Source organism: Saccharopolyspora sp. ASAGF58 (assembly GCF_012277335.1).
Taxonomy (GTDB): Bacteria; Actinomycetota; Actinomycetes; order Mycobacteriales; family Pseudonocardiaceae; genus Saccharopolyspora; species Saccharopolyspora hattusasensis.
Window position 1 is genome coordinate 7,831,057 of the sequence record NZ_CP040605.1, and the last position, 26,433, is coordinate 7,857,489.

At 69.5% G+C, this 26,433-nt stretch carries 16 protein-coding genes; 6 read left to right on the forward strand and 10 right to left on the reverse strand.

All coding sequences use genetic code 11. The features are described from left to right. Positions 1 to 109: 109 nt before the first annotated feature. Genes FDZ84_RS36685 through FDZ84_RS36700 form a run of 4 tightly spaced genes read right to left on the reverse strand, consistent with a single transcriptional unit; the run spans position 110 to position 14,015 of the window. The gene (locus FDZ84_RS36685) at positions 110 to 1,378 is read right to left on the reverse strand and encodes an IS4 family transposase (RefSeq protein ID WP_168587112.1); all 1,269 of its coding nucleotides are present in this window, start codon (positions 1,376 to 1,378) and stop codon (positions 110 to 112) included. A 25-nt stretch (positions 1,379 to 1,403) separates the two neighbouring features. Then, positions 1,404 to 3,119, reverse strand: a complete 1,716-nt coding sequence (locus FDZ84_RS36690; RefSeq protein ID WP_210435354.1) for an NAD(P)/FAD-dependent oxidoreductase — start codon at positions 3,117 to 3,119, stop codon at positions 1,404 to 1,406. Between the two features lie 2 nt (positions 3,120 to 3,121). Next, positions 3,122 to 4,777, reverse strand: coding sequence for an NAD(P)/FAD-dependent oxidoreductase (locus tag FDZ84_RS36695; protein ID WP_168589575.1), 1,656 nt, complete (start codon positions 4,775 to 4,777; stop codon positions 3,122 to 3,124). Further along, a complete protein-coding gene (locus FDZ84_RS36700) occupies positions 4,767 to 14,015 on the reverse strand; it encodes a non-ribosomal peptide synthetase/type I polyketide synthase (protein WP_168589576.1) in 9,249 nt (3,082 codons plus the stop codon). The genes FDZ84_RS36695 and FDZ84_RS36700 overlap by 11 nt, the downstream gene beginning before the upstream one ends. Before the next feature lie 620 nt (positions 14,016 to 14,635). On the opposite strand from FDZ84_RS36700, the gene FDZ84_RS36705 reads away from it, so the two are divergent. Further along, entirely contained in the window at positions 14,636 to 15,181 is a 546-nt protein-coding gene (locus FDZ84_RS36705; protein WP_168589577.1) for a DUF4188 domain-containing protein, read from the forward strand. On the opposite strand, the gene FDZ84_RS36710 is transcribed toward FDZ84_RS36705, so the two are convergent. From FDZ84_RS36710 to FDZ84_RS36730, 5 genes are all read right to left on the reverse strand, one after another. Then, a complete protein-coding gene (locus FDZ84_RS36710) occupies positions 15,141 to 16,331 on the reverse strand; it encodes a cytochrome P450 (RefSeq protein WP_168589578.1) in 1,191 nt (396 codons plus the stop codon). The two genes, FDZ84_RS36705 and FDZ84_RS36710, sit on opposite strands and share 41 nt — an antisense overlap. A gap of 109 nt (positions 16,332 to 16,440) precedes the next feature. Beyond that, positions 16,441 to 16,605, reverse strand: a complete 165-nt coding sequence (locus tag FDZ84_RS36715; protein WP_168589579.1) for a hypothetical protein — start codon at positions 16,603 to 16,605, stop codon at positions 16,441 to 16,443. A 144-nt stretch (positions 16,606 to 16,749) separates the two neighbouring features. Then, positions 16,750 to 17,223, reverse strand: a complete 474-nt coding sequence (locus FDZ84_RS36720) for a carboxymuconolactone decarboxylase family protein (protein ID WP_168589580.1) — start codon at positions 17,221 to 17,223, stop codon at positions 16,750 to 16,752. Between the two features lie 191 nt (positions 17,224 to 17,414). Further along, the gene (locus tag FDZ84_RS36725; protein WP_371812741.1) at positions 17,415 to 18,095 is read right to left on the reverse strand and encodes a cation transporter; all 681 of its coding nucleotides are present in this window, start codon (positions 18,093 to 18,095) and stop codon (positions 17,415 to 17,417) included. Next, entirely contained in the window at positions 18,088 to 18,495 is a 408-nt protein-coding gene (locus FDZ84_RS36730) for a helix-turn-helix transcriptional regulator (protein ID WP_168589581.1), read from the reverse strand. Before FDZ84_RS36730 ends, FDZ84_RS36725 begins: the two co-directional genes overlap by 8 nt. Before the next feature lie 272 nt (positions 18,496 to 18,767). On the opposite strand from FDZ84_RS36730, the gene FDZ84_RS36735 reads away from it, so the two are divergent. The 5 genes from FDZ84_RS36735 (at position 18,768) to FDZ84_RS36755 (ending at position 24,050) form a co-directional block, all read left to right on the forward strand. Beyond that, entirely contained in the window at positions 18,768 to 18,977 is a 210-nt protein-coding gene (locus tag FDZ84_RS36735; RefSeq protein WP_168589582.1) for a heavy-metal-associated domain-containing protein, read from the forward strand. 60 nt (positions 18,978 to 19,037) lie between these two features. Continuing rightward, on the forward strand, positions 19,038 to 20,024 hold the full coding sequence (locus tag FDZ84_RS36740) for a DUF748 domain-containing protein (protein WP_168589583.1): 987 nt from the start codon (positions 19,038 to 19,040) through the stop codon (positions 20,022 to 20,024). A gap of 35 nt (positions 20,025 to 20,059) precedes the next feature. Continuing rightward, a complete protein-coding gene (locus tag FDZ84_RS36745; RefSeq protein WP_168589584.1) occupies positions 20,060 to 22,357 on the forward strand; it encodes a cation-translocating P-type ATPase in 2,298 nt (765 codons plus the stop codon). A gap of 180 nt (positions 22,358 to 22,537) precedes the next feature. Beyond that, on the forward strand, positions 22,538 to 23,344 hold the full coding sequence (locus tag FDZ84_RS36750) for a hypothetical protein (protein ID WP_168589585.1): 807 nt from the start codon (positions 22,538 to 22,540) through the stop codon (positions 23,342 to 23,344). A 133-nt stretch (positions 23,345 to 23,477) separates the two neighbouring features. Beyond that, positions 23,478 to 24,050, forward strand: a complete 573-nt coding sequence (locus FDZ84_RS36755; RefSeq protein ID WP_168589586.1) for an inorganic diphosphatase — start codon at positions 23,478 to 23,480, stop codon at positions 24,048 to 24,050. 134 nt (positions 24,051 to 24,184) lie between these two features. Here the strand turns inward: FDZ84_RS36755 and FDZ84_RS36760 are convergent, their stop codons facing one another. After that, entirely contained in the window at positions 24,185 to 25,678 is a 1,494-nt protein-coding gene (locus FDZ84_RS36760; RefSeq protein WP_168589587.1) for a DHA2 family efflux MFS transporter permease subunit, read from the reverse strand. Between the last annotated feature and the right edge of the window lie 755 nt (positions 25,679 to 26,433).

Genomic DNA, 26,433 nt, shown 5'->3' on the forward strand with positions numbered 1-26,433 from the left:
GCGGCCGCGTTTGATCACGCGGGGGTAGCTGCGGTGGCGGCGGCGGGGATTGAGGTTGCGGGCGGCGGTGATGTCGGAGGTGATAGCGGCCAGAGATCGTTTCTGGTGTTCAGGGGGAAAAAGCCGCCGGATCGGCGATCCGGCGGCGGACGATGCGGACGGTGCGGGTGAATTTGACCCGGTCGGGGTCGATGTCGGCTTCGGTGGCCGCCCGGCAGATCAGCGCGCTGATCGCGTAGTGGGTGAGCAGGTAGCCGTAGAGCTCCTGGCGGACCATGTCGGGGCTTTTCGACCGCAGCACTCTTCCCGGTCCGCGCAGGACGGTTTTGATCTGTCCGTTGGCGGTTTCGTGTTCCCAGCGGTGGTGGTAGCTCTCGGCCAACGCCGCCGCCGGCGCTGCGGTGGGGTCGGTGATAGTGGTGATCAGCCGGATCAGTTCGCCCTTGCCGTTGCCGTCGCGGTCGGGCACCGTGTATTCCACGACCCGCACAATCCTGGCCTGATCAGGAGGGAGATCCTCGCCGCGGGCGGCGGCGTCGATGAGCGCTTGCCGTGCCCTGCCCCGGATTTTCGCCTCGATCAGCACCGAGCGGTAGGAGCCGTCATACAGCGATCCCAGCACCGGCAGCCTCGTGTTGGACTTGACGCGCCACAATAGCTCCGCACCCGTGTCAGCCGCGGTGCACCAGTCCTGCCAGGTGTAGAAGTTGCGGTCGGCGATCAGCAACCAGCCAGGCTGCAGGCGCCCGTACAATCGCCTCGCCAGGGTCTGTTCCCCGCTGCCCTTGCCGGTGACCCCACCGATTTCAGCGTCCACCATCGCATGCGAGCCGCACTCGCTGACCGACACCACACGGACCTTCGGAAACGCCGACCGGCTCTCCCCCGAGCCGCCGTATCCGAACTCCGCGCCGTTGGCCTTGGTGTCCGGTGCATCCCACTCGAACCCGTCGATGGCCATCAACCGCCACGGCCCGAGAAACGCACCCCGGGTCAGCTCCCCGGCCACCGGGACCGCGACCCGGGCGAACAACTCCGCAAGCGGCTCGGCCCCCAACCGCTGACGAGCCTGGGTGATCCCACCCGAAGTAGGCAGACTCCACTGCTGATCCCAGCAGCCCCACGCCGCCAGCGTATCGGTCAGCCGGGCCGCGACTTCCTCATAATCCTCCGTGGCGAACAACGCCATCGCCATCACGAAATACACCATGACGTGCGGCGGAAGCTTCCCATCCGAGCGCTTGGCCTGCCGCCCCGCCGCGACGATCACTTCATCGACCACATCCCGAGGAACCGACGAGGCCAGCACCCCCAGCGAAACCAGATCCGTCAACCGGGCACCAGCCACCACGCCATCATCCACCACACCCGAGATCATCCCCGCCACCAACAACAAGATCAACTCAAGCTAAGCGGCATTGGGTCATGGCCCCGGTGTGCTGGTGTTCGGCCGACCGCGCAGCGGCGTCGGGCCTGACCGGGATCACCAGGTGGGTCGGCGCGGGGGCGTTGTCGTCGACGCTCGCGGTGAACTCCCTGCCGTCGTCGCGGCAGACGAACTGCATGACCTGCCGGCCCGCCGCCGCGGCCCGGATGAGCCCGCCGGTGGTGGCCCACACCCCGGACAGGTAGAAGTTCTCCAGCCCGGGCAGTCGCGGTCCGTGCTTCTTGATCACCTTCTCCATCGTCTCGCCGCCCTCGACGAACGGCTGCCAGCCGAGCACCGTGCCGTCGTAGTTGCCGGTGTAGCGGACCTGGGTCAGCGGTGTGGAGATGTCGCGGACGACCACCGCGTCCTTCAGGCCCGGGTAGCGCTGGTCCAGGAAGTCCACGATCACGTTCTTCACCTGGCGCTTCGCCGCGTAGTACGCGGTGCCGCGGCGCACCGAGAGGGTGTGCCGCGGCTCGCCCTTGCGTATCCGGGTGGCCTGCTCCGGGCCGGTGGACAGCGCGCGCCACGGCTCGATGTCGCAGAAGTAGGTGGCGTAGACGATGGTCTTCCCGTGCGGTGCCAGCTCCGGGTAGTGCGAGCTGCGGAACTGGACGTTGATGCTGGGGTGCCGGATGCCGATCAGCTCGCCGGCCAGCGCCCCGTCGAGCAGGTGGGTGGTGCACGGCTCGCCGTCCGGGAAGGGCCGGTCCAGGCCGAGGAAGAGCGCGAAGTACCCCGGGAAGATCATGCCCGGCTCGTTGATCGTGCTGGTGTAGAGCTCGCGGTGGGTGTCGGTCAGGTAGCGGCCACCGAGCAGCTTCATCGTCGTGGTGTGGCCGTCGCAGGCCGACACCACGATGTCGGCCCGGAACTCGGACCCGTCGCTGAGCCGCACCCCCACCGCGCGGTCGTTCTCGACCAGCACCTCCTCGACCTTCGCGTGGTAGGTGATCTCGCCGCCTAGCCGGCGGTAGCGCCGTTCGATCGACTCCGCCAGGCCCAGCGATCCGCCCTCGGGCACCCCGGCCGAACCGTTCGCGTGCGCCGCCAGCTGGAAGTAGAACGGCAGCACCGGGAACGCCTGGTGCTTCTCGTAGAGGATGAAGTTGAACGCCTCCCGCAGCAGCGGATCGCGGAACTTCGCGGAGTAGTCCGTCATCAGCGTGCCTATCGATTTGCGGATGAGGTTGAAGTAGGGCGCGAAGGACGCCAGCATCCGCCAGCGTTCGAAGGTCCCCATCAGGCCGACCGGCTTCAGGAAGGGGTAAACCGACAGCAGCTTGCGGAACTTGCGCAGTCCGTTGCAGAAGTCCCGGATCAGCCGCGCGTCGGCCGGCGAGAGGTCGAGCAGGTGCGCCTGCAGCCGGTCCGGGTCGGAGTAGAAGTAGACGGCGCGGCCGTCGCGGCCGCGCACGATGTTGAAGACGTCGAAGTGGCGCATCTGCTTGCCCTGCAGGGCGCCGAGTTCCAGCCAGATCTGGTGCATCTCGTTGCCCGGACCGTTACCGAGCAGCCAGCTCACGCAGCAGTCGAACGTGAAATCGCCCTTGTCCCAGGCGGTGCAGCAGCCGCCTGGGATCTCGTGCATTTCGAAGATCCGGCTGCGGTAGCCGTTCATCTGCGCGTAGCAGCCGGTGGACAGGCCGCCGAGCCCGCCGCCGATGATGATCATGGTTTGCCGCGACATGTTCAGGCCTCCTCGGTCAACTGCATGGGCCGGACGTCGAGTTGGGGAAGGTGGCCGAGCATGTCCGGGCACCAGGCCCGACCACCGGTGCTTTCCCATGCCTGGAACGGGATGCGGAGCTCCTCGCACAGGTATTGGGTGACGAATCGTCCGCTGGCGGCGGCCTTGATCAGCCCGCCGCCGCCGACCCATTGGCCCGCCATCGAGAAACCGGCCAGCCCCGGCAGCCGCATCCGCTGCTTTTCGACCAGTTCGGTCGCCAGGTCGTCGGCTTCGGTGAAGCCCATCCAGCCGAGGATGCTGCCGTTGTGGTTGCCGGTGTAGCGGTGGTTGGTCGTCGGCGTGGCCACGTCGACGACCTCGATGCGTCCGCCGATGCCGGGAAAGCGCTTCTCCAGGAACCCGCGCATGAACTCGGCCACCTTGCGCTTCTCCGCCCAGTACCCGCGGCGGTTGCGGGTGCGCAGCTCGCGCCAGTACCCGAATTCGCTGAAGTAGGTGCAGTGCAACAGTGCTTTGCCCGGCGGCGCGCACCCGGGCCAGTAGCGGGAGCGCAGCTGCACCACGAGGCTGTCCTGCAGGACGCGCGGCAGTGCTGCGGCGTCCTGTCCGGACAGCAGGTAGGTGGTGCTGTGCGGGGTTTCGGGTGGCAGATCTCCGTCGACGCCGACGAACACCGAGACCATGCTCGGGTACACGACGCCTGGTTTGCCGAGCATCTCGGTGTAGAGCTTGTCGATGGCCGGGCTGGTGTACTTGCCGTCCAGGAAGCGGTAGATCGTGGTGTTCCCGTCGCAGGCCGAGATGACGTGATCGGCGTAGAACCGGTCGCCGTTTTTCAGTTCCACGCCGACGGCCCGGTCGTCCTCGACCAGAACGCGCGCCACGCGGGCGCGGTAGCTGATCTCGCCGCCGAGCTCGGTGTAGCGGTTCTCGATGGACCGTGCCAGCCCCAGCGAGCCGCCCTGCGGGAAGCCCGCGTTTCCGTGGTAGGCGCAGGCGATGTTGTACAGGTACGGCAGCAGCGGGAAGCATTCGTGGTCCTGGAAGAAGACGTTGGGGAACGCCCGCCGCAGCAGCGGATCCCGGAACTTCGCGGTGAAGTCCTCCATCTGCGTCGCCGAGGTGCGCCAGAAGAGGAAGAACGCCGGGAGCACCTTCCGCAGCATGTCCAGTTTCTCGGGCAGCGTCTTCAGCGGCGGCGGCTTCAGGAACGGGAAGACGTCGAGCCGCAGGAAGCGCCGCAGGTCCCGGCAGAACGACTTGATCAGCTGCGCGTCGGCGGGCGAGACCTCCAGCAGGTGCCGCTGGAGCCGGTCCGGGTCGTTGTAGAAGGTCACCTCGCGTTCGTTCTCGTCCACGACGCGGTTGAACATCTCGAAGTTGGTGATCGCCTTGCCGTCGAGCGCGCCGAGCTCGCGCCAGATCTGGTTGGCTTCGTTGCCGGGCGCGGTGCCGATCAGCCACTCGATGCAGTAGTCGAAGATGTAGCCCTCGCGCGACCACGCCGTGCAGCAGCCTCCGGGCAGCACGTGCTTCTCCAGGATGCGGGTGTCCATCCCGCTCATCTGCGCGTAGCAGCCGGCCGCCAGGCCCGCGACTCCCCCACCGATGATGATGACGCTCGGCTTGCCGGCCGCACCGTTGTCACGCGTCATTGCCCGCACCTCCCGCCAGGATCTCGCGCACCAGGCCCGCGTTTGCCGGGAGGTGCGCCTCGTCGAGCATTTCCGCGTGGCTGCCGGAGCCGCGGTGCACGTCGCTGCGCGTGGCGGAGCTGCCGTGCCAGCTGCCCGGGGCGTCGGCGGCGTAGTACTCGGCCTTGTCGTGGTCGGAGATCACGCTCACCGCGGCCCGGACCGTCCCGGTGTTCGGTGTTCGGCTGCAGTAGTGCAGGTAGTCCCTGGCTTGTTCACGGGTTTCCGCGGCGACCACCTCGGATCCGGTGTGCTTGCGAAGATGTTCGGCGAGCTCGTGCTCGAACGCGTCGAGGTGTTCCTCGCCGAGCTGGAAGGACTCGCCGATCCGGTAGGAGTCCATGATGACCACATCGGACACTTCGCGGCCGCGCCGCTCCAGCTCCCCGGCCACCTCGAAGGCGAGGTTGCCGCCGAGCGAGTAGCCGAGCAGGACGCACCTGCCGTCGGGCTGGCCGTCCTCGACCAGATCCGCGTAGCGGCGCACCTTGTCGTCGCCGGTCAGGTAGTTGAACGCGACGATGCGGCGAGCCGGCAGGTGCGCGGCGAACCGCCGGTAGACCAGCCCGTGCCCGCCGGCCGGCGGGAAGCAGAACAGCGGGTCACCGCCGTTGTTGAAGGTCAGGTAGGGCTGGGCCCCGCCGATCCGGCCGATGATGATGTGCTCCAGCGTGGTGGCCATGCCGTGCAGCGTGGTGCTTTTGAACAGCTGGCTGACCGGGATGCTGATGTTGAACTCGGCCTGCAGGTGGTGGATGAGCTCGATCAGCCTGATCGAACTGCCGCCGATCTCGAAGAAGTCGTCCCGAAGCCCGGCCTGCTCCAGGCCCAGCACCGACTTCCAGTGCTCGGCCATGCGCTCCTCGAACAGGGTCACCGGTTCGTCGTCGGCTTCGTCCTGGGCGGGTCGGGGCTCGGGCAGCGCGGCGATGTCGACCTTGCCGTTGGGGGTGAGAGGCAAGGCGGCGACCTCGACGAGGTGCGACGGGATCATGAACGTCGGCAGGTATTCGGCGAGGTGCCTGCGCAGCGCCCGGCGGTCCAGCGTCGCGCCGTCGGCGGGCACGCAGTAGGCGCACAGCACGCTGTTCCCGTCGGCGTCCGGCCGTGCCGTGACGACCGACTGCGCGAGTCCCGGCCAGGCCACCAGCCGTGTCTCGATCTCGCCGGTCTCGATGCGGTGGCCGTGCACCTTGATCTGCGCGTCCGCGCGCCCGAGCAGGTGCACGGTGCCGTCGGCGTCCCAGCGGGCCAGATCGCCGGTGCGGTACAGCCGCACCGGTTCCGGCCCGAAGGCGTGGGTGACGAACCGCTGCGCGGTCTGCTCGTCGTCGCCGAGGTAGCCGGTGGCCACGCCGTCGCCGCCGACCCACAGCTCGCCCGGCACGCCCGGCGGCACCGGCTGGTCATGCCGGTCGAGGATGTAGAGCCTGCTGTTGGGCAGCGGCCGGCCGATGGGGACCAGTTGGCTCGGCGCGAGGTGGTCGGCCGGGCCTTCGAAGCAGGCGCTGTCGATGGTGGCCTCGCTGAGCCCGTAGGAATTGATCACGCGGGTGGCCGGGCCGCACAGTTCGCGCAACCGCTGGTACTCCTCGACCTTCCACGCATCAGAGCCGACGACCAGCAGGCGCATAAAGTCGAGGCGTTCGCCGGTCCGCTCGCAGTGCCCCATCAGGCCGCGCACGACGGCGGGCACGAATTCGGCGCAGTCGACGCGCTCCGCGCGCATCGTCTCGTACAGCCGGGCGGTGTTGAACAGCAGCTCGCGGTTGATCAGCACCAGGGTTGCGCCGGAGCACAGCGCCCGCACCAGATCGCCGGTGAACACGTCGAAAGCGAAGCTCGCCAGCTGCAGGTGCACGTGGACGTCCTCGTCGAGACGGTATTCCGCGTGCCACGCCCGGTACGCCGAGGACAGGTTGCGGTGGCTGACCCGCACGGCCTTCGGGCGGCCGGTCGAGCCGGAGGTGTAGATGACGTAGGCGGTCGAATCGAGGTCGGCCGGGCCGTCCGAGGCTTCCGCCCCGGCCTCGCAACGCAGCTCTGCCGGTGTCAGCACGACGTCCACTCCGGCCAGCCGGTCCCGGTGAGCGTCGTCGACGACGGCCAGGCCGACGCCGGCGCCGCGCACCATGTCGGCGAGCCGCTCCGCCGGGTAGTCGGGGTCCAGCGGCAGATAGGCGGCGCCGGCGCGCAGCACCGCGAGCAGCGTGACGATCAGCTCGGGTGATTTGTCCATGCACAGCGCCACGATCGCGCCGTCGGAGACGCCGAGTTCGCGCAACCGGTGCGCGATGCCCCGGGACTCGCGTTCGAGCTCCGCGTAGCTGAGTCGCCGTACCTCTCCGGTTTCCGACGGCACCGAAACGGCGATCGCATCGGGCCGCTCGGCGGCCATTTCGCTGATCAACCGGTGCACCGGCACATCACCGGTCGCCTGCCGGTCGCGGCCGCTGAACTTCTCCAGCAGCTGCTCGGATTCGGCGGCGTCGAGCATCCGCACGTGCGTGATGGGTTCGGCGGCGGGAGTGCGGGTCAGCGACCCGACCAGGTTGCGGTAGTGCGCGGCCAGGCGCCGGATCGTCTCGGGGTGGAACAGGTCGGAGTTGTACTTGAAGACGCAGTGGAAGCGCCGGTCCGCTTCGTCCTCGTAGGCCGACAGCGTGATGTCGAACTGCCCTTCCTCCTCCGGCAGTTCGACGTACTCCAGCCGGTAGCCGTACTTCTCGGTGGCAACCTTGTGGGTGAGCAGGATGAACATGGCCTGGAACAGCGCCGACCGGCTCGGGTCGTGCGCCCCGCCCAGCTCGTCGACCAGCAGCACGAACGGGTACTCCTGGTTGTCCAGCCCGTTGAGGACGGTGTCGCGGGTGCGGGCCAGCAGTTCTCCGACGGTCGGCTCCCCGGACAGGCTCACGTGCAACGGCAGCGGGTTGATGAAGTAGCCGTACACCGAGGCGAACTCGTCCTGCGTCCGGCCGCTCACCGGGCTGCCGACGATCACATCGTCCTGCCCCGAGTAGCTGTGCAGCAGCAGGTAGTAGGCGGCGAGCAGGACCACGAACACGGTCACGTCGTGCTCGCGCGCCAGCGCGTGCACCCGCGCGGTCAGCTCCTCGTCGAGGACGAAGAACTCGGAGGCGCCGTTGTTGGTCTGCACGGCCGGGCGAGGCTTGTCGGTGGGCAGGTTCAGCACTGGCGGCTCGGCGGGCAGCGCCTGCCGCCAGTAGTCGAGCATCCGCTGCGCGTCCTGGCTGGCCAGGAACCGGTTCTGCCAGTTGAGGAAGTCCAGGTAGGTGGCGGTCGCCGGGGGCAGTTCGGCGCGGCGGCCGGCCCGCAACGCCTCATAGACCGCGAGCAGTTCTTCGATGAAGGTGAACGTCGAGATCGCGTCGGAGACGATGTGGTGCACGGCCTTGGTGATCACCCAGCGGTCCGGGCCGCGCCGGAACAGCCGGAAGCGCACCAGCGGGTCGTTCTCGAGGTCGTAGGGCTTGCGGTACTCGCGGATGATCAGCTGGTAGATGTCGTCCCAGGACTCGTCGCGGACGTCGAACAGCTCGATGTCCGGCTTGATCGCCGAGGAGATCCGCTGCACCGGTTCGCCGTCGACGAGGACGAAGTTCGCCCGCAGGCTGGGGTGCCGTTCCAGCATCGCCCGGTAAGCCTCGAACATCAGGTCCGGGTCGAGTTCGGTGCGCACCTCCACCGCGCCGCCGATGTTGTAGGCGAAGCCGTCCGGGTTGAGCTGCTTGAGGAACCACAGGGCCTGCTGGTTCTGCGTCAACGGGTACTGCCGCTGGTCGTGGAACTCCTCGACCTCCGCGCCGGTGCCCGCGTCGTTGCCCGCGGCGGCCAGCTGGTCGTGCAGCCGGTCGACGAGTTCGCCGACCGGCGCGCTGCCCAGCAGCGCCACCACCGGCAGCGCCACGCCGAACTCGGTTTGCATGCGGGCGCGGAGTTCCATCGCCAGCAGCGAGTCCAGTCCCAGCGCGTTGAGGCCCGCCGTCTCGTCGATCTGGGCGGGCTGAACCCGGAGCACCGCGGCGACCAGCTCACAGAAGTGCCCGGCGAGCAGCTGTCGGCGCCGGTCCGGCGCGGTGCCGTGGAACTCCTCCAGGAAATTTCCGTCCACATCGGACTCGGAGGCCGCTTCGGCGGCGAGATCGGCGACCAGCAGCGGCGGCGCGGGGTACCAGGACAGGAACGTCGGCCAGTCGACGATCGTGGCCACCAGCAGCTGGGCGCGGTCCTCGCCGATGACCCGCTCGAGCACCGCCATCCCGGCCTCCGGCGACAGCGAGCTCATGCCCCGGCTGTTGCGGTAGTGCTCGACCAGGCCGAGTTCGGCGATCATGCCGGTCGCCCACGGACCCCAGTCGATGCTCAGCGCCGGGAGCCCGAGCGACCGCCGGTGGTGGGCCAGCGCGTCGAGGAACGCGTTGCCCGCCGCGTAGTTCGTCTGGCCTGCCGTGGTCAGCACCGAAGCGATCGAGGCGAACAGCACGAAGTGGTCGAGCGGTTCGTCGCGCAGCTGCCGGTGCAGCACGGCGGCACCGACGGTCTTCGGATCGTGCACGCTGTCGAACGTCTGCCGGTCCATCTCCGGCAGCAGCACGTCTTCGACGTTGCCCGCGAGGTGGAAAACCCCGCGGATGGGCGGCAGGCCCTGGCGCCGGTGGCCGGCGAGCCAGGCGCCGAAGGCGGTCTCGTCGGCGACGTCCAGCGACACCGGGACCGGCTGCGCGCCGAGCGCCTCCAACTCCTTGACCAGGGCCACCTTCTGGCCGATCGCGGTGTCCGGGCCGATGTCGCACCACTGGTCGCGGGCGGGCAGTTCGGTGCGGCCGACCAGGATCAGGCGGCGGGCTCCGCGCTTGGCCAGCGTCCGGCACACGAGCCGGCCGAGCGCGCCGAACGCGCCGGTGACCAGGTAGCTGCCGTCGGCCCGCAGCCGCAGCGGAAGCGGGTTGAGCAGGTCGTCGGGCCGGGCGAGGCGGCTGGTGTGCCTGCGGTCGCCGCGAAGCGCGATCTCCTCCTCGTCGGCGTCCTCCTCGTCGGCGGCGGCGATCTCACGCAGGAGCGCGGCCGCGTCGGCGACCACATCCGTTGCGGCGAGGTCGAGATCGATCAGCTTGCCCCGGTTCGCGGTGAGTTCCTGCTGCCACAGCACCCGGCCGATGCCCCAGGCCGGCGCGCCCAGCGGCTCGACCTCGGCACCGTCGGACACCGCCTGGGCACCGCGCGTGACGACGTGCAGCCTGGCCCGGACCTGTTCGGCGAGCAGCGCTTGCGCGAGGGCGAGCAGCGAGTGGGTCCCCGTGGTGTGCTGCCGCGCGCGTTCGGAGCCGTCGGCGGACTCGAAGGCCGGGCGGTCCAGGTTCCACAGGTGCACCACGGCGTCGAAGGAACCGGGCAGTTCGGTGAGCAGGCGGCGCAGGTCGGCTGCGTTGCCCGGCACGACCGTCGATTCACGCTCGCCTCGCCGGTACTCCTCCCCCACGCGCACCAGGTGGCAGCGCCCTCCCCGGGCGCGCGCCTGCGCGGCGAGTTCGTCACCGATGCCCTGCGAATCGGCGAGGATCAGCAGGTCGCCGGGCGCATCGGCGCGGCCGGGCAAGTCCCGGGCGGGCACCCAGGTCGGCACGAGCAGCCAATTGTCCATTGTGGCCGGTGCGACGCCGGCCGGCACCTGCTCGATGTCGGCGGCGCGGAATCCCTCGATGTGGCCGAGCACTGTTCCGTCCTCGGCGTACACGGTGAGGTCGCCGACGAGTTCGTCGCCGTCGCGGCGCACGATCGTGGCGTGCGCCCAGATCGGCTGGTCGCCGATCGGCCCGGTCCGCACATCGGCGATGGACAGCGGCAGCCGGATGCCGGTTCCCGCAACGTCCTCGGCGATCAGCGGGGTCAGCAACGTCTGGAAGCACGCGTCCAGCAGCGCCGGGTGGAAGTGGTGGCCCGCGGTGTCGCCGAGCGCTTCGGTCGGCCGGATGCGGGCGAGCGCCTCGTCCGGCCCGATCCAGACCTGCTCGATGGCCTGGAACGCCGGGCCGTAGTGGTAGCCGAGCCCGGCCAACGCCGCGTAGCAGTCCGGGCCGTCGAGGCGCCGCGGGCATCGCGCGCGGATCGCGTCCGCGTCCAGCGCCGCACCCGGCGGGCTCGGCTGGACGGCGCGCAACGCCCCGGTGGCGTGCACGGCATGGCGGTCCTCGCCGTTCACCGTCGCGATGGTGAACGCGGCGTCGCCGGAGCAGGACAGCTGCACCCGCCTCGCCTCGTTCTCCGGCAGGAACAGCGCCTTCCGCAGTTCGATGTCGGCCAACGCGACAGCGGTGCCGCCGGTCATGGCCCGCACCGCCTGCGCCGCCATCTCCAGGTAGCCGGCGGCGGGGAACACCACGTCGCCCTGGATGCGGTGGTCGCGCAGGTAAGGCGTCGACTCGATGTCGAGGCTCGCCTCCCAGCCGGGGTTCGCGGTGGGCAGGCGCCGACCGAGCAGCGGGTGGTCGACGCGTCCGAGCCGCACCTGCGCGACCGGCGCGGGCTCCACCCAGTAGCGGTCGCGACGCCACGGGTAGGCCGGCAGCGAAACCGCCCGGCCCGCGGGTTCGAGCACGTCCCAGGCGATGTCGACACCGAAGTTGTGCAGGGTCGCCAGGGACGCTGCGAACCGCTCGGCCTCGTCTTCGCCGCGGCGGATGGACGGCACCGTGGTGCCTTCGACCTGCTTGTCCAGCAGGCATTCCCGGATCGAGTGCGCCAGAACCGGATGGGGGCCGATCTCCAGGAACAGCCGATACCCGTCGTCGGCGAGACGGTCCACCGCCGCCCGGAAGCGGACGCTGTCGCGGACGTTGCGCCACCAGTAGCCGGCGTCCAGCTCGGTGCCGTCCGCGATGCCCTCCTGGCCGGTCAGGTAGAGCGGGACCAGCGCCGGATTCGGCCGCAGGCCATCCAAAGAGGACAGCAGCTCGTCCTTGATCAGTTCCATGCGCGCGCTGTGGTAGGGCACGCGGACAGCCAGGAATTTCGCGAAGATCTGCTCCTCGCGCAGCTCGTCGGCGAGCTGTGCGAGCGCGTCCTCGTCCCCGGCGAGGGTGCACGTGGTGGGACCGTTGATCGCCGCCACCGACACCCGGTCCCCGAAGGGCCGCACCCGCCGCTGCGCATCGGGCTCGGTGAGGCTCACGGCGAGCATCGTGCCCGTGCCGACGAGCTTCTGCTGGAGCCGGCTGCGGTGGACGATGATCCGCACCGCATCGGCCAGGCTGTAGACCCCGGCCTCGTAGAACGCCGCAACTTCGCCGGTGCTGTGCCCGACGATCGCGTCCGGCCGCACCCCGTAGTGCCGCCACAGCGCGGCCAGCCCGACCTGCACGGCGAAGTTCGCCGGCTGCGCCAGCCACGTCTCGGCCATCTGCGAGTCCACCTCGTCGGCGGTGAGTTCGGTGAGCAGCGACCAGCCTGCGATGCGGTTGATCTCCCGGTCGCAGCGTTCGACCGCCTCCCGGAAGACGGGCTCGCTAGCCAGCAGCTGCCGTCCCATAGCCCACCACTGCGGCCCCATGCCGGTGAACACCCACACCAGCCGCCGCTCCTCGCGCAGCTGGCCGGAAAGCACCCGCGGATGAGCATCACCCCGCGCACAGTCGGCCAGCCGCCGGGCAAGTTCCTCCTTCGAGGAATACACAATGGACACCCGGTGGTCGTGGTGCTGGCGGCGGTGCGCCAGGGTGTGCCCGAGGTCGGTCGGGTCGACCTCGTCGAGCCGGGCCGCGATGCGCGCCGCCAGTTCCGGAAGCGCCGCCGGATCCTGCGCCGTCAGCGGCAGGATGCGGTGCGTGCGGTGCGCGGGCGGACGCTCGGCCTCCGGTCGTGGGGGCGCTTCCTCCAGCACGACGTGGGCGTTCGTGCCGCCGAAGCCGAACGAGTTCACACCGGCGCGGGCCGGGCCGTCGTGCTCGGGCCAGTCGATCAGCCGATCCGGGATCTCGTACGGCTGGGCCGCCAGGTCGATGCCGGGATTGATGCGCGTGAGGTTGATGTGCGGTGCGATCTTGCGGTTCTTCAGCGACAGCGCGGTTTTGATCAGCCCGGCCATCCCGGCCGCCGACTCGGTGTGCCCGATGTTCGTCTTGACCGAGCCGATGTAGCACTTCTCCCCCGGTTTCCGGCCGATCCACAGCGCCTGCCCGAGCGCGTTGGCCTCGATCGGATCGCCCACCGGGGTGGAAGTCCCGTGCGCCTCGACGTACTGGAGCGCGCCGGGGCTGATGCCCGCCTCGGCGCAGACCTGCGCGATCAGCCTGACCTGCGCGTCCGCGTTCGGCACCGTGATGCCGTTGGTGCGGCCATCCTGGTTGACGCCGCTGGCGGTGATCACCGCGTGGATCGGGTCGCCGTCGCGCAGCGCGTCGTCGAGGAGTTTCAGCGCGACCACCGCGACGCCCTCGGACCGCACGTAACCGTTCGCCGAAGCGTCGAAGGTGCGGGAACGGCCGTCCGGGGAGAGGAAACCACCCTTCGTCTCCGCGATCGTGTACTGCGGTGCCATGTGCAGCAGCGTGCCGCCGGCCAGCGCGAGGCTGCTCTCCCCACGGCGCAGGCTCTGGCACGCCAGGTGCACCGCCACCAGCGAGGAACTGCAGGCGGTGTCGATGGAGACGCTCGGCCCGCGCAGGTCCAGGCAGTAGGAGATGCGGTTGGACGCCATCGTCATCATCGTGCCGGTGGCGGTGTGCGCGGCCAGCGTTTCGAAGCCGAGATCGGCGAACTGGAGGATCTTGTAGTCCAGTGTGAACGCACCCACGAAGACACCGACGTCGCGGCCGGCCAGTGCCGCCGGCTTCTGACCGCCGTCCTCCAGCGCCTCCCACGCGACCTCCAGCAGCTTGCGCTGCTGCGGGTCCATGTGCTCGGCCTCGCGCGGGCTGATCCCGAAGAACGCCGGGTCGAACTCGTCGAACCCGTCGATATAGCCGCCGCGCCCACCGACCAGCCGCCCCGGCTTGGTCTTGTCCCGGCTACCGAGGGTCCCCACGTCATACCGGTCGACCGGGGTCGGCACGATGCAGTCCTTGCCGTCGGCCAGGTTCTGCCAGAAGGTCCGGTGATCTGAGGCGCCGCCGGGAAACCGGCAGCCGATGCCGATGAGCGCGACCTTGTTTCCGGAAGCAGGATTCTGCGAGTTCACCATCGTCGATTCCTCGGGTCGGGCGCAGTGGAGCGAACTTGGCACGATCGCTCGAATTGGCAAGGGGTCGAAAGAGACCGGCAAATCATCTGACGTGCGAATGCACGGACGCGCAACGACGTGCTGACATGCCGTCGGTGCGCAGCGCGGGAACGAGCCGATAGCTCGTTCCGCCGAGGTCTGGTGCGAGAGTGTCGTCAGCCGGAGCAGGCCAGCGGCGCTCGACCGCACGTACCGGTGCACCAGGGCGAAACACCAAGCAAAGCAACAAAGTCAAACCCACCGCGCAGGCGCTGACCGATCCACATCACGCACTCCCCCATTTCGCACCCGGATGATCTTAGCTCACATCAATACCGGGGACCACCACAGCTCACCACTCGAATCCTACGAATAGGGATGCGGAATATGCCTACTAATAGGTGGAGATCCGGAATATGCCAGCCACTGGATGGCAATTCGGAATATGCCAACGAATGGCGGGGGCGACCTCGTGATCAACGCCGATTTCCGCGGCGGCGCGGTCCGACTCGGTCCGACTCGGTCCGACTCGGTCCGAGTCGGTGCGGTCCGATTCGGTGCGGTCCGATTCGGTACTGTGCGAACGGGACGGAAGGATGGGGATGAGCGACCCGACGAGGATCGGACGGTTCACGGCGCCCGCGGACCGCGACATCGTGGTCTTCCTGCTCGGCGCGCGGATCAACACCTTGACCGCGGTACGCAGCTGGGCCCCGGTGATCGCGGGCTTTCGCCGGATGATGAGGGAGCTCAGGGCGGATCCGGACAGCGGCCTCCTCGGACACCTGGTCCTGCCTCGCCCACCCCGGCGGCTGACGGTGGTGCAGTACTGGGAGTCGCCCGAGAAGCTGTATGCCTACGCGGCGGATCCGGACCGGCAACACCGTCCCATGTGGACTGATTTCTACCGGCGGACGCAGGCTGCGGGCGACCACATCGGAATCTGGCACGAGACCTACATCGTCCCGGCCGGCTTCCACGAGAGCGTCTACGTGAACATGCCCCGGTTCGGCCTGGGAAAAGCGATCGGCAGCGCACCGATCGACCGGCACACCGACCGTGCCGCCGACCGGCTGCGCGGCACCCGGCCGAACCGGGGCCAGCAGATCAGTCCCAGTCGACCGGGAGGCGGCGGACGCCGTAGATGACGGTGTCGTCGCGCATCGGGATCTGCTCTGGCGGCACCGCAAGTCTCAGCGTCGGGAATTCCCGCAGCAGCCCCGAGAAGCCGATGCGCAGCTCGATTCGGGCAAGTTGCGCACCGAGGCAGTGGTGGACGCCGTGGCCGAACGACATGTGACCGCCCGCCTGGCGGGTCAGATCCAGCCGATCGGGGTCCGGGAATTGCGCCGGGTCGCGATTGGCGGCCGGTAGCGACAGCGTCATCAGGTCGCCGTAGCGGATGGATTCGCCGTGGAACTCGAAGTCGGCCAGGGCGGCGCGGGTCGCGCCGAAGTGGTTGATCGTCAGGTAGCGCAGCAATTCCTCGACCGCGCCGTCGATCAGCGACGGATCGCCGCGCAGCGCGGCGAGCTGGTCCGGATGGCTCAGCAGCGCGTAGGTGCCCAGCGCGAGCATGCTCGTGGTCGTGTCCTGGGCAGCGGTGACCAGCATCGCGGCCATCGTGGTGATCTCGTCGTCGCTCAGCTCATCGTCGGCGGTCAGCGCGCTGAGCAGGTCATCGCCCGGCCGGTGCCGCTTGTCGCGCACGAACTCCGCCAGCACGTCGCACACGGCCCGCCACCCGGCGCCCACCCGTTCTTCGTCGTCGTCGAGGGCCAGCACCTGTTCGGTGGCCTTGCGGAACCCGGCCTCGTCGGCGATGCGGATGCCGAGCAGCTCGCCGATCACCCGGCCGGACACCGGGACCGCGAAGGACGCCACCAGGTCGGCGGGGCCGCCGGCGCGCCTCATGACCGTCAGGTGTTCGGCGACGAGCCGCTCGATCTGCGGTTCCAGCGCCCGCATCCGGCGCGGGCCGAACCCGCCCGCGAGCTTCCGCCGGTACCAGGTGTGCTCCGGCGGGTCGAGCACGCTGAACATCCCCGGTGGAACTTGCCAATTCGCGTCGACAGGCATCGGAAACCGCTGCAGGTCCAGGCGCGAGCCGAAGCGCGGGTCGACCAGCACCTCCCGGACCAGCGCGTGGCCGGTCACCAGCCAGCCGTTGCGCCCGTCGGGGCAGTGCATCCTGGCCAGCGGCCGGTGCTCCCGCAGCTCCCTGAGCCCGTCGTACGGGTCGAACGGGCAGCTGCGCACATCCGGATGCCGCACCGGCTCCGGTTGGGTCTTCGACATCTCGCACTCCCCCTGGAAATCCGCCGGAATCGGCGTGCCCGGTTGGCATGATCGGGTAGCCGATGCCGCCCGGCACTTCGAGTCACCCGACCGATTCAGGCGGCCGAGGCTACCAGGCCTCCACCAGAAGCCGGGTGACCTTGTCGATCTCCAGGGCTCGCGGGTTGGGATATGGCTTGGCGACAACCCGTTCGGCGCAGCCCGACTCGCGGTACGTGCGAACGAGCGCCGACCCCAACCCGCGCGACGCGCCGGTAACCAGCCAAACGCGCATGTTCAGCCTTCGCATCAGGCCACTCGCCGACTACCAGCAATCATGCCGGGCCGCCCGCGAGATGCCTCGCCGGCAACGCCCCGGGCCCGCGCGAGAGGTACCCGGGGCGTGTGCTGCCAGCGCGAGACGGACAGGTAATCCGCGTTATCCGAACTGGCCGACCTGGTAGTCGCCGGCGGGCTGCTGGACGACGACGTTCAACCGGTTGAAGGCGTTGATGAGGGCGATGAGCGACACCAAGGCGGCGAGCTGGTCCTCGTCGTAGTGCTTGGCGGCATTCGCCCACGCCTCGTCTGTGACACCGCCGGCCGCGTCGGCGATGCGGGTTCCCTGCTCCGCAAGCTCCAGAGCGGCGCGCTCGGCTTCGGTGAACACCGTGGCCTCCCGCCAGGCGGCGATCAGGTTGAGGCGCACCGAGGTCTCCCCGGCGTGCGCGGCTTCCTTGGTGTGCATGTCGGTGCAGAAGCCGCAGCCGTTGATCTGGCTGGCGCGGATCTTCACCAGTTCTTGCGTCGAGGCCGGCAGCGTCGAGTCCGAGGCCACCTTGCTCGCCGACACGATGTGCTTAAGGAACTTGGCGGCGACCGGGTTGCCGAAGAGGTTCAAGCGAGCGTCCACGGGGAGCTCCTTTGCCGTTGCTTGTGCTTACACGTCTCTGACGCGATAGCCCGGCGAGATGTGACAGGAACCAATGTGACGCGCGTCTCCCCCGCCCGAGGCACGCGATTGTCCACAGCGGACGATCTCGGCGAAATCACCCCGGGACGAGTCCGCCCCGCAGCAACGGCAATCCCGTGGCAGCACCACGGTCAGCAGCAGTGCTCGCCGCGCCAGGCTTCGCGCCCTTCCTTCACCGCCACGGCCGCGATCACGAGCGCGACCGCCGGGTCTGCCCAGTACCAGCCGAACAGGCCGTTGAGCAGCAGGCCGACCAGCAGCACGCCGGAAAGGTAGGTGCACAACAAGGTTTGCCTGGAATCGGCCACGGCACTGTTGGAGCCCAGCTCCCGACCGGCGCGCCGTTGCGCGTAGGACAGCACCGGCATGATCGCCAGGCTCAGTACCGCCAGGACGATTCCGGCCGTCGAGTGCCCGGCTTCCGAACCGCCGAGCAGCGCACGCACCGATTCGACCGCGACGTATGCGGCCAGCGCGAAGAACGACGCGCCGATGATCTTTAACGTGATCCGCTCCCGCGCTTCCGGGTCCGGCCCGCTGAACTGCCAGGCCACCGCCGCCGCCGAGGCCACCTCGATCGCCGAGTCCAGCCCGAAACCGATCAGCGCCGTGGACGAGGAAGCCGCGCCGGCCGTGATCGCCACGATCGCCTCGATGACGTTGTAGGTGATCGTCGCCGCGACGAACCACCGGATGCGCCGCCGCAGCAGCGCCCGGCGCTCGTCGCCCAGGCCGTTATTCGCCTCCGCGGGCGCCGAGCAGCAGCCGTCGCCGCAGCTGGCCGCCGGCTTAGCCGATTCCGCCTCACTCACCACGCACCTCGATGACTTGCGAAACCCGGCCGGTACCGCTGTCGGTGCCGTAGTTCGGGCACAGGGCCACGGCCCGACCGGTCGCGGCCAGCAGCGTCTCGGCCGATGCCAGCAGTTCCAGCAACTCCGGTCGCGCGAGCGAGTAGTACACCTGCCGCCCCTCGGGCCGCCCGACCACCAGCCCGCAGTCCCGCAGGCATGCCACATGCGCCGACACCGTGGACTGGGCCAACCCCAGCTCGCCCACCAGGTCCGCCACCCGGGCTTCACCGTCGGCCAGCCGCCGCGTGATCGCCAACCGGGTGCCGTCCGACAAGCTGTGGAACAAGGCCACCGCCGCATCCAGCCCGTCCGCCGCCGGTCTCGACGACGGGCACTCCACCGGACTATTCATCGTCATCCAACGATGATAGCGGGTTCCCCCGATGAACACTCGCCTCGGCGCCGGGCCGCGCTGCCGGACCGGACGGCTCCCCGCCCGACCAGGACCCATGTCCATCCCACCGCGGCAAAGCGGAGCCTCGGCACAGGTGGACGGACGATCCCGAAAAGATGGGATCGGGAGTTGACCCAGGTACCCCCCAAGGGTATAAATCTCGGTGCGCGGATACAGCAACCCCCTAGGGGTACCGATCCGCACCAGACCGTACGACAGACACCGAGGAGCATCTGATGGCCGAGTCCAACTACACCGTTGTCGGCATGACCTGCGGGCACTGCGTGCAGTCGGTGACCGAAGAGGTCGGCAAGATCGGCGGCGTCTCCGACGTGGCCGTCGACCTGCCCACCGGCGCGATCACCGTGACCAGCACCGAGGCGATCAGCGACGCCGACGTCCGGGCCGCCGTCGAAGAGGCCGGCTACGAGCTGGCCGCCAGCTGATCGCCACCCCCGACCGGACCGGGAACCCGCCCGGCCTGGCCAGCACAGTGAGGAAATGTCTTGAACACAGCAGGCAAGCTCTCCGCCTACGGTGCGGCGCTCGCCCTGGTCGCCGGCGGCGCCTGGGCAGCCGGTACCGCTGTCGGTCCCTTCCCCGCCATGTCCGCCCCGAGCGGCCACGGCGACATGCCCGGCGGTGAGGTCGCCGGACACGGGGACACCCACAGCGGCACCGTCGCGGAGACCGACCTGCCCGGCGGACTGGCGTCGTCCATGGCCGGCTACACCCTCGCGCCCACCGACACGACGCAGGCCACCGGCACCACCGAGCCCTTCTCCTTCCGAATCCTCGGCCCGGACGGCAACACGGTCACCGGCTTCGACATCGAGCACGACAAGCGGATGCACCTCATCGTGGTGCGCCGCGACACCGCGGGATTCCAGCACCTGCACCCGGAAATGGCTGCGGACGGCACCTGGACCGTCCCGCTGAACCTGCCCGAAGCCGGCAGCTACCGGGTCTTCACCGACTTCGTCCCGGCCGGCGCCGCTTCGACCACCCTCGGCACCGACATCGCGGCGGGCGGCGCGTTCGAGCCCCGCACCTTCGCCCCCTCGCGGGTGTCCGAAGTAGATGGCTACCAGGTGCGGCTGGACGGCGAACTCGTCCCGGGCCAGGCGTCCCCGGTGCGGCTCACGGTGACCAAGGACGGTGTTCCCGTCACCGACCTGCAGCCCTACCTTTCCGCCTACGGGCACCTGGTGTCCCTGCGCACCGGCGATCTCGCCTACCTGCACGTACACCCCGAGGGAGCGCCCGGCGACGGCCGCACCGCGCCTGGTCCGCAGATCGACTTCGTCGCGGAAGTGCCCACCGCCGGCAACTACCGGCTGTTCCTGGACTTCCAGCACAACGGCGCCGTACGCACCGCCGAGTTCACTGTGGACACCGTGGACACTGTAGACACTGTGGACACTGTAGACACTGTGGACGACGCCACACCGGCGACCGGCCACGACACCGGAAGCGGCCACGCCGGTCACTGAGTCGGACCCGGCAGAGCAGCGAGGAGGATTCGGGCATGACTGCCACTGAGCAGGACCACGGGCAATCGACCGGCGAGGTCGAGCTCTCGATCTCAGGTATGACGTGCGCGTCCTGCGCCGCGCGCATCGAACGCAAGCTGAACAAGCTCGACGGCGTCGCCGCCACGGTCAACTACGCCACGGAGAAGGCAAAGGTCAGCGTCCCGGAAGGGCTCGACCCGCAACGGCTCGTCGCGGAGGTCGAGGCCGCGGGGTACGGCGCCAGCCTGCCCGCGATGGAGGAGGCCAGGACCGCAGCGGTCGTCGAAGAACCCGGCGACCCGACGCGGTCCCTGCGGCAGCGGCTGACCGGCTCGACCGTGCTGTCCGTGCCCGTGATCGCGTTGGCGATGATCCCGGCCCTGCAGTTCACCTACTGGCAGTGGATCTCGCTGACGCTGGCCGCACCGGTGCTGGCGTGGGGCGCCTGGCCGTTCCACAAGGCGGCGTGGACGAACCTGCGCCACGGCGCGGCCACGATGGACACCCTGGTCTCCATGGGCACCATCGCGGCGTTCCTGTGGTCCCTCTACGCGCTGCTGTTCGGCACCGCTGGCACCCCCGGCATGACGCACCCGTTCGAGCTGACGATCCAACGCATGAACGGGGATGGCTCGATCTACTTCGAGGTGGCGGCCGGTGTCACCACCTTCATCCTGGCGGGGCGCTACTTCGAGGCCCGCTCGAAGCGCCGCGCCGGAGCCGCCCTGCGCGCGCTGCTTGAACTCGGCGCGAAGGATGTCGCGGTGCTCCGTGACGGCCGCGAGGTCCGCATCCCCACCAGCGAACTGGCCGTCGGGGACCGGTTCGTCGTCCGGCCGGGCGAGAAGATCGCCACCGACGGCGTGGTCGAGGAAGGCAACTCGGCGGTCGACGCCAGCATGCTCACCGGCGAATCCGTCCCGGTCGAGGTCGGTCCCGGCGACAATATCGTCGGTGCCACCGTCAACGCCGGCGGTCGGCTGGTGGTGCGGGCGATCCGAGTCGGTTCGGACACCCAGCTCGCCCAGATGGCCAAGCTGGTCGAGGACGCGCAGACCGGCAAGGCTGCCGTGCAGCGGCTGGCCGACCGGATCTCCGCGGTGTTCGTCCCCGTCGTCATCGCCCTGTCGATCGGCACGCTCGCGTTCTGGCTCGGCGCCGGGGGCGGCGTGGCGGCCGCCTTCACCGCCGCCGTCGCGGTGTTGATCATCGCCTGCCCGTGCGCCCTGGGCCTGGCCACGCCGACCGCGCTGCTGGTCGGCACGGGTCGGGGCGCTCAGCTCGGCATCCTGATCAAGGGCCCGGAAGTGCTGGAGTCCACCCGGCGCATCGACACCGTCGTCCTGGACAAGACCGGCACCGTCACCGCCGGCCAGATGAAGCTGATCGACGTCTACCTCACCGTCGGCACCGATCGCGACGAGATCCTGCGGGTCGCCGGGGCGCTGGAGAAAGCCTCCGAACACCCCATCGCCCGCGCCATCGCACGCGGCGCGGAGCAGGCGGTGGGTGGGCTGCCCGCGGTGGAGGGCTTCACCAACGTGGAAGGCCTGGGTGTGCAGGGCATCGTCGACGGACGCGCCGTGCTGGTCGGCCGCTCGGCGCTGCTGGCGGAGTGGAGCCAGCCGCTGACCGCGGAGCTCGCCGCGGCGAAGGCCGATGCGGAAGCAGAAGGCGGCACCGCGGTGGCGGTCGCGTGGGACGGGCAGGCGCGGGCGGTGCTGGTCGTCGCCGACACGGTCAAGCCCACCTCGGCGCAGGCCATCGCGCAGCTGCGGGAGCTCGGCCTGACCCCGGTGCTGCTCACCGGCGACAACGAGGCCGTCGCCAAGTCCGTGGCCAAGCAGGTCGGCATCGACGAGGTCATCGCCGAGGTGCTGCCGAAGGACAAGGTCGACGTGGTCACGCGCCTGCAGGGCGAGGGCAAGGTCGTGGCGATGGTCGGCGACGGTGTCAACGACGCGGCCGCCCTGGCCCAGGCCGACCTCGGCCTGGCCATGGGAACCGGCACCGACGTGGCCATCGAGGCCAGCGACCTGACCCTGGTCCGCGGCGACCTCCGGGCCGCTGTCGACGCGATCCGGTTGTCCCGCCGCACCCTGCGGACCATCAAGGGCAACCTGTTCTGGGCCTTCGCCTACAACGTGGCCGCCCTCCCGCTGGCCGCGGCGGGCCTGCTCAACCCGATGATCGCCGGTGCCGCGATGGCGTTCAGCTCGGTGTTCGTGGTCAGCAACAGCCTGCGGCTGCGCGGTTTCCGCAGCACGGCAGGAGCCCCGACAACTCCGGCCCAGGTCATCGACCGGCGGTAAGAACAGCCGTGAGTGTTTTTGGGTGCTATGGCACCCAAAAACACTCACGGCGTGATTCGGCAGGTGGTCCTGTTCCCGGCGTGATATCCCGTTCCAGACAACCGAAACCGGACGACGCAGTCGGTTCCCATCCGGCGGCGGGCGGCCGTTCCCGGTCACCTCACGACACGGGGGAACGCGATGAACCTTCGCATCCTTGACTCCGGCACCCGATCCGAAGTGATCGTCCGCCGGCCGCCGGGCGGCCTGTTCCGGATGTGCCTGCGGCTGCCCGAGCACAGCCCAGCCGGAGCCGACGGGTTGCGCGTGCTGCTCGTCGCCGACGCGATCCGGCGCGTGCTGGAGGAGATCTACGGCATCCAGGTGCAGACCGCGGCGGCAATCGAGACCGCGTCGAACGGCTGGGAACGCGCCCTCGACGCGCTGTGGATTCCGCCGCCCATTCGCGCCAAGTCGATCGACGACGCCGCGCAGCTGCTCGGCGGACCGGCCGATGCGGTGCTGGAAAGCGGCCACGAAAGCAGTCCGCGCGGCCAGTGGTCGTGCGCCCTGCACCTCCCGCTGCGGCTCTGGATCGGGCCGGTGCTCACGGACTTCGGCCACGGCACGCCCGACTTCGTGACAGCGCTGACCGACGACGGGCACGACCCGCTCGCCCTGCGGCTCGCGCTGCTCCGCGAGCGCTACGACCAACCGCTGCCCCTCACGCGCACGCGCCTGGACCGCGCGGATGTCGTCCTGGATCGGTGGCGCCGCCTCGTGGCGCAATGGGCGGACCACCCGTCGGCACCGATGCCCGCCCACGTCGTCGAACGGGCGTACGTCGCGCTGGACGAACACCTCGACATCGGCGCGCTCGTCGAGATCCTGCAAGCCCTCGTCGACGATGCCACCGTGCGGCCCGGCGCCAAGTTCGAGACCTTCGTGCACTTCGACCGGATCCTGGCGCTGGAGCTCGTCCGCTACCTCACCCACCCGCCTGCGTGAGCACCCACCGGCCCCCGGACTTACCGTGGGGGTGTCCCTGGTGTTGTCACCGCGGCCGGCGTCGGCGCTGGTGGTTTCCACGTTCGGGGCCCGGGGTCGCGGAGCGCCATCCAGCCTCGCACCGGGAGCTGACATGCAACTGGAGATGGTCGTCGAGATCCCGGAGGGTTCGCGGAACAAGTACGAGATGGACCACGCCATCGGCCGGATCCGCTTGGACCGCACGCTGTTCACCGCCGCCCAGTACCCCGCCGACTACGGCTACATCCCGGGCACGGTCGCCGAGGACGGGGACCCGCTCGACGCGCTCGTCCCGCTGGGCCAGCCCACCTTCCCCGGCTGCGCGGTCCGGGTGAGGCCGGTGGCGGTGTTCTGGATGCACGACGAGAAGGGTCCGGACGCCAAGATCCTGTGCGTGGCCACCGATGATCCGCGCATGGACCACATCCGCGACCTCAACGATGTCCCCCAGCACCAGCTCAACGAGATCGGCCACTTCTTCGGCATCTACAAGGAGCTGGAGCCGTGCAAGACCGGCGAAGCACGCGGCTGGCAGGGCCTCGCCGACGCCGAAAGGCTCATCAACGACGCCCGCAGACGCGCCGACGCCGGCGAGGGGATTCCCGGCCTACCGGCCCCGGCGCTGGGCGCGAGGCACTTCGACGGGCGCGAACGCCGGACTTCCCGACGGCAGCCAACTAATTAGGAAAGGCCCGCTGACCTGCGCTTCCGCGCCGGCCAGCGGGCCCCTTCCGATCGTCGTGTCCGTTGCGGACGTTCACCCGCGGAAAGCAGGTGAACATCCGCAGAGCGCAACACCGCAATTTCAGCCGTTCACGCTCACGACCTGGAAGCCGCTTCGCTCGGGTCGCGCCCGGCATCGGCGACGCCCTCCGGCCCGGACTCGGCGGATCCCGAGGACCGGCTGACGAACAGCGATGCGATGAACGCAAGCACACCGATACCGGCAGCGACGAAGAACCCGGTGCGCAGGCCCGCCGCATCGGGGGTGCTGGCCGTGGCGGCGCTTCCCAGGGACGCCACCGTGACGAACACCGCGGTGCCGAACGCGCCCGCGACCTGCTGGAGGGTCGCCAGGATCGCGCTGCCGTGCGAGTAGAGGTGGCCGGGCAGCGAACTGAGCGACTCGGTCATCAGCGGCGTCATCATCAGCCCGAGCCCGGCCATCAGCAGGACGTGGGTGGCGATGACGGCGGCCAGCGGCGAACCCGGCCCGAGGATGGCGAACAGCAGCAGCGACACGGCCATCGCCAGCGCGCCCGGGACTACCAGCGGACGCGCGCCGTAGCGGTCGAACAGCCGCCCCACCGGGCGCCCGAGCAGCCCCAGGACCAACCCGCCTGGCAGTACGGCCAACCCCGTGACGAACGGGCTGGCGTGCAGGACGGTCTGGAGGTACAGCGGCAGCAGGATCGCCCCGGCCCCCAGCAGGCACATGAACAGCAGGGCTGCGAGGACCAAGGCCACGACGAACGAGCGATTGCTGAACGGGCGCAGGTCGAGCAGGGCTCGGTCCTGGCGCTGCAGGCGAATCTGGCGCGCGACGAACGCGCCGAGCGCCACGACGCCGACCACGATGGGCACCCACGCCGGAACCAGGTGCGCCCCGCCGGACTCCCCGATGGCCGACAGGCCGTAGAGGAGACCACCGAAGCCGAAGGCCGACAGCAGCACCGAGACCAGGTCCAGCGGCACCGAGCGGGTCTCGCTGTCTAACCGCATCCAGACGGCCCCGATGGCCAGCGCCAAGAGCGCCAGCGGCAGCACGATCCAGAACATCCAGCGCCAACCCAAGGAGGCCAGCACCGCACCGCCGATCGTCGGCCCCACGGCGGGAGCGACGGCGATGACGATCGTGATCGTTCCCATCGTCGCGCCGCGCTTCGCCGGCGGCACGAGGCGCATCACCGAGGTCATCAACAGCGGCAGCATGACCGCGGTGCCGCACGCCTGCACCACGCGCCCGGCCAGCAGCACCGCGAAACCCGGAGCGAGCCCGCTGACCAGCGTGCCCGCGCTGAACAGCGTTAGGGAGGCCAGGAAGATCTGGCGCGGCGTGAAGCGCTCCAGCAGGAAGCCGGTGGTGGGGATGACCACGGCCATCGTCAGCAGGAAGCCGCTGGTCAGCCACTGCACTGTCGTGGTGGAGACCCCGAGGTCGACGGTGAGGTCGCGCAAAGCGACGCTCAGGATCGTCTCGTTGAGGATCATCACGAACGCCGAAGCGACGAGCACGGTGATCAGCACGGAAGCTTGCGGCGGCGCTGGGCCGCGTTCGGAGTCCGCGGTCGCGGTACTCGCGGAGTCGATCATGGTTTGGGGACACCTCACTGAAATAGGTCGAGCTCGACCGCCGGCGCGCCCCAGGTGGAGCCGCTACTCGTCATCGAGCACAAGATCGGAATTCCGAGTTCTGCACGCGCGCCGAGGCGTCGGAACGCGTGTTCGCGGAGAGCAGGTGCGGCGCCGTCGGGCTGGGTCCTGGCGCTGCTGCCACCGTGCACCGGTGACCAGCTTGCTCCGCCGGGGAAGAGTGTCCCCGATGCCACCGACAAACGCAGGGATCAGGACGCCGGCCCCCTCGCCGACGAGCGGCGATCGGCAGGCGCGTCGTGATCATCCCGACAGCGGCGCGGTGTCGATGCATTCACCGCACACCCCCACCGCCGATCCGCCGAACTCCCCGGCTCGGAGCGCCCGGCGGGCCGTGACGTCATCGACCAAAGCCCAGTCCTGGTCCCAGGAGGAAATGCCGCAGTCGTCAGGCGATCACAGCTGCCTGCAGACTTGGACATCTGGCGGACGAGACGAGCTGATCAATGCTGCTGGCGACTTCATTACGACGTTCCTCGCACTCGGGTCGTGAACAATTCAGTCTGCGCACCTGACCCGCGAATGTTCCACCGAATTACCGCCACGAGCACACCCGACTCGATCACCGAACGCCCTCCGGAGGCGTCGTCGCAGGCCCGCACCGGCAGCCCGCGCAGCACCTCCCACCCGGGGCCGTGAATCCGTTTCGCAGCTATAAGCGAGCTATAAGCCCGAAAGACCAAGGCCCTGCAACG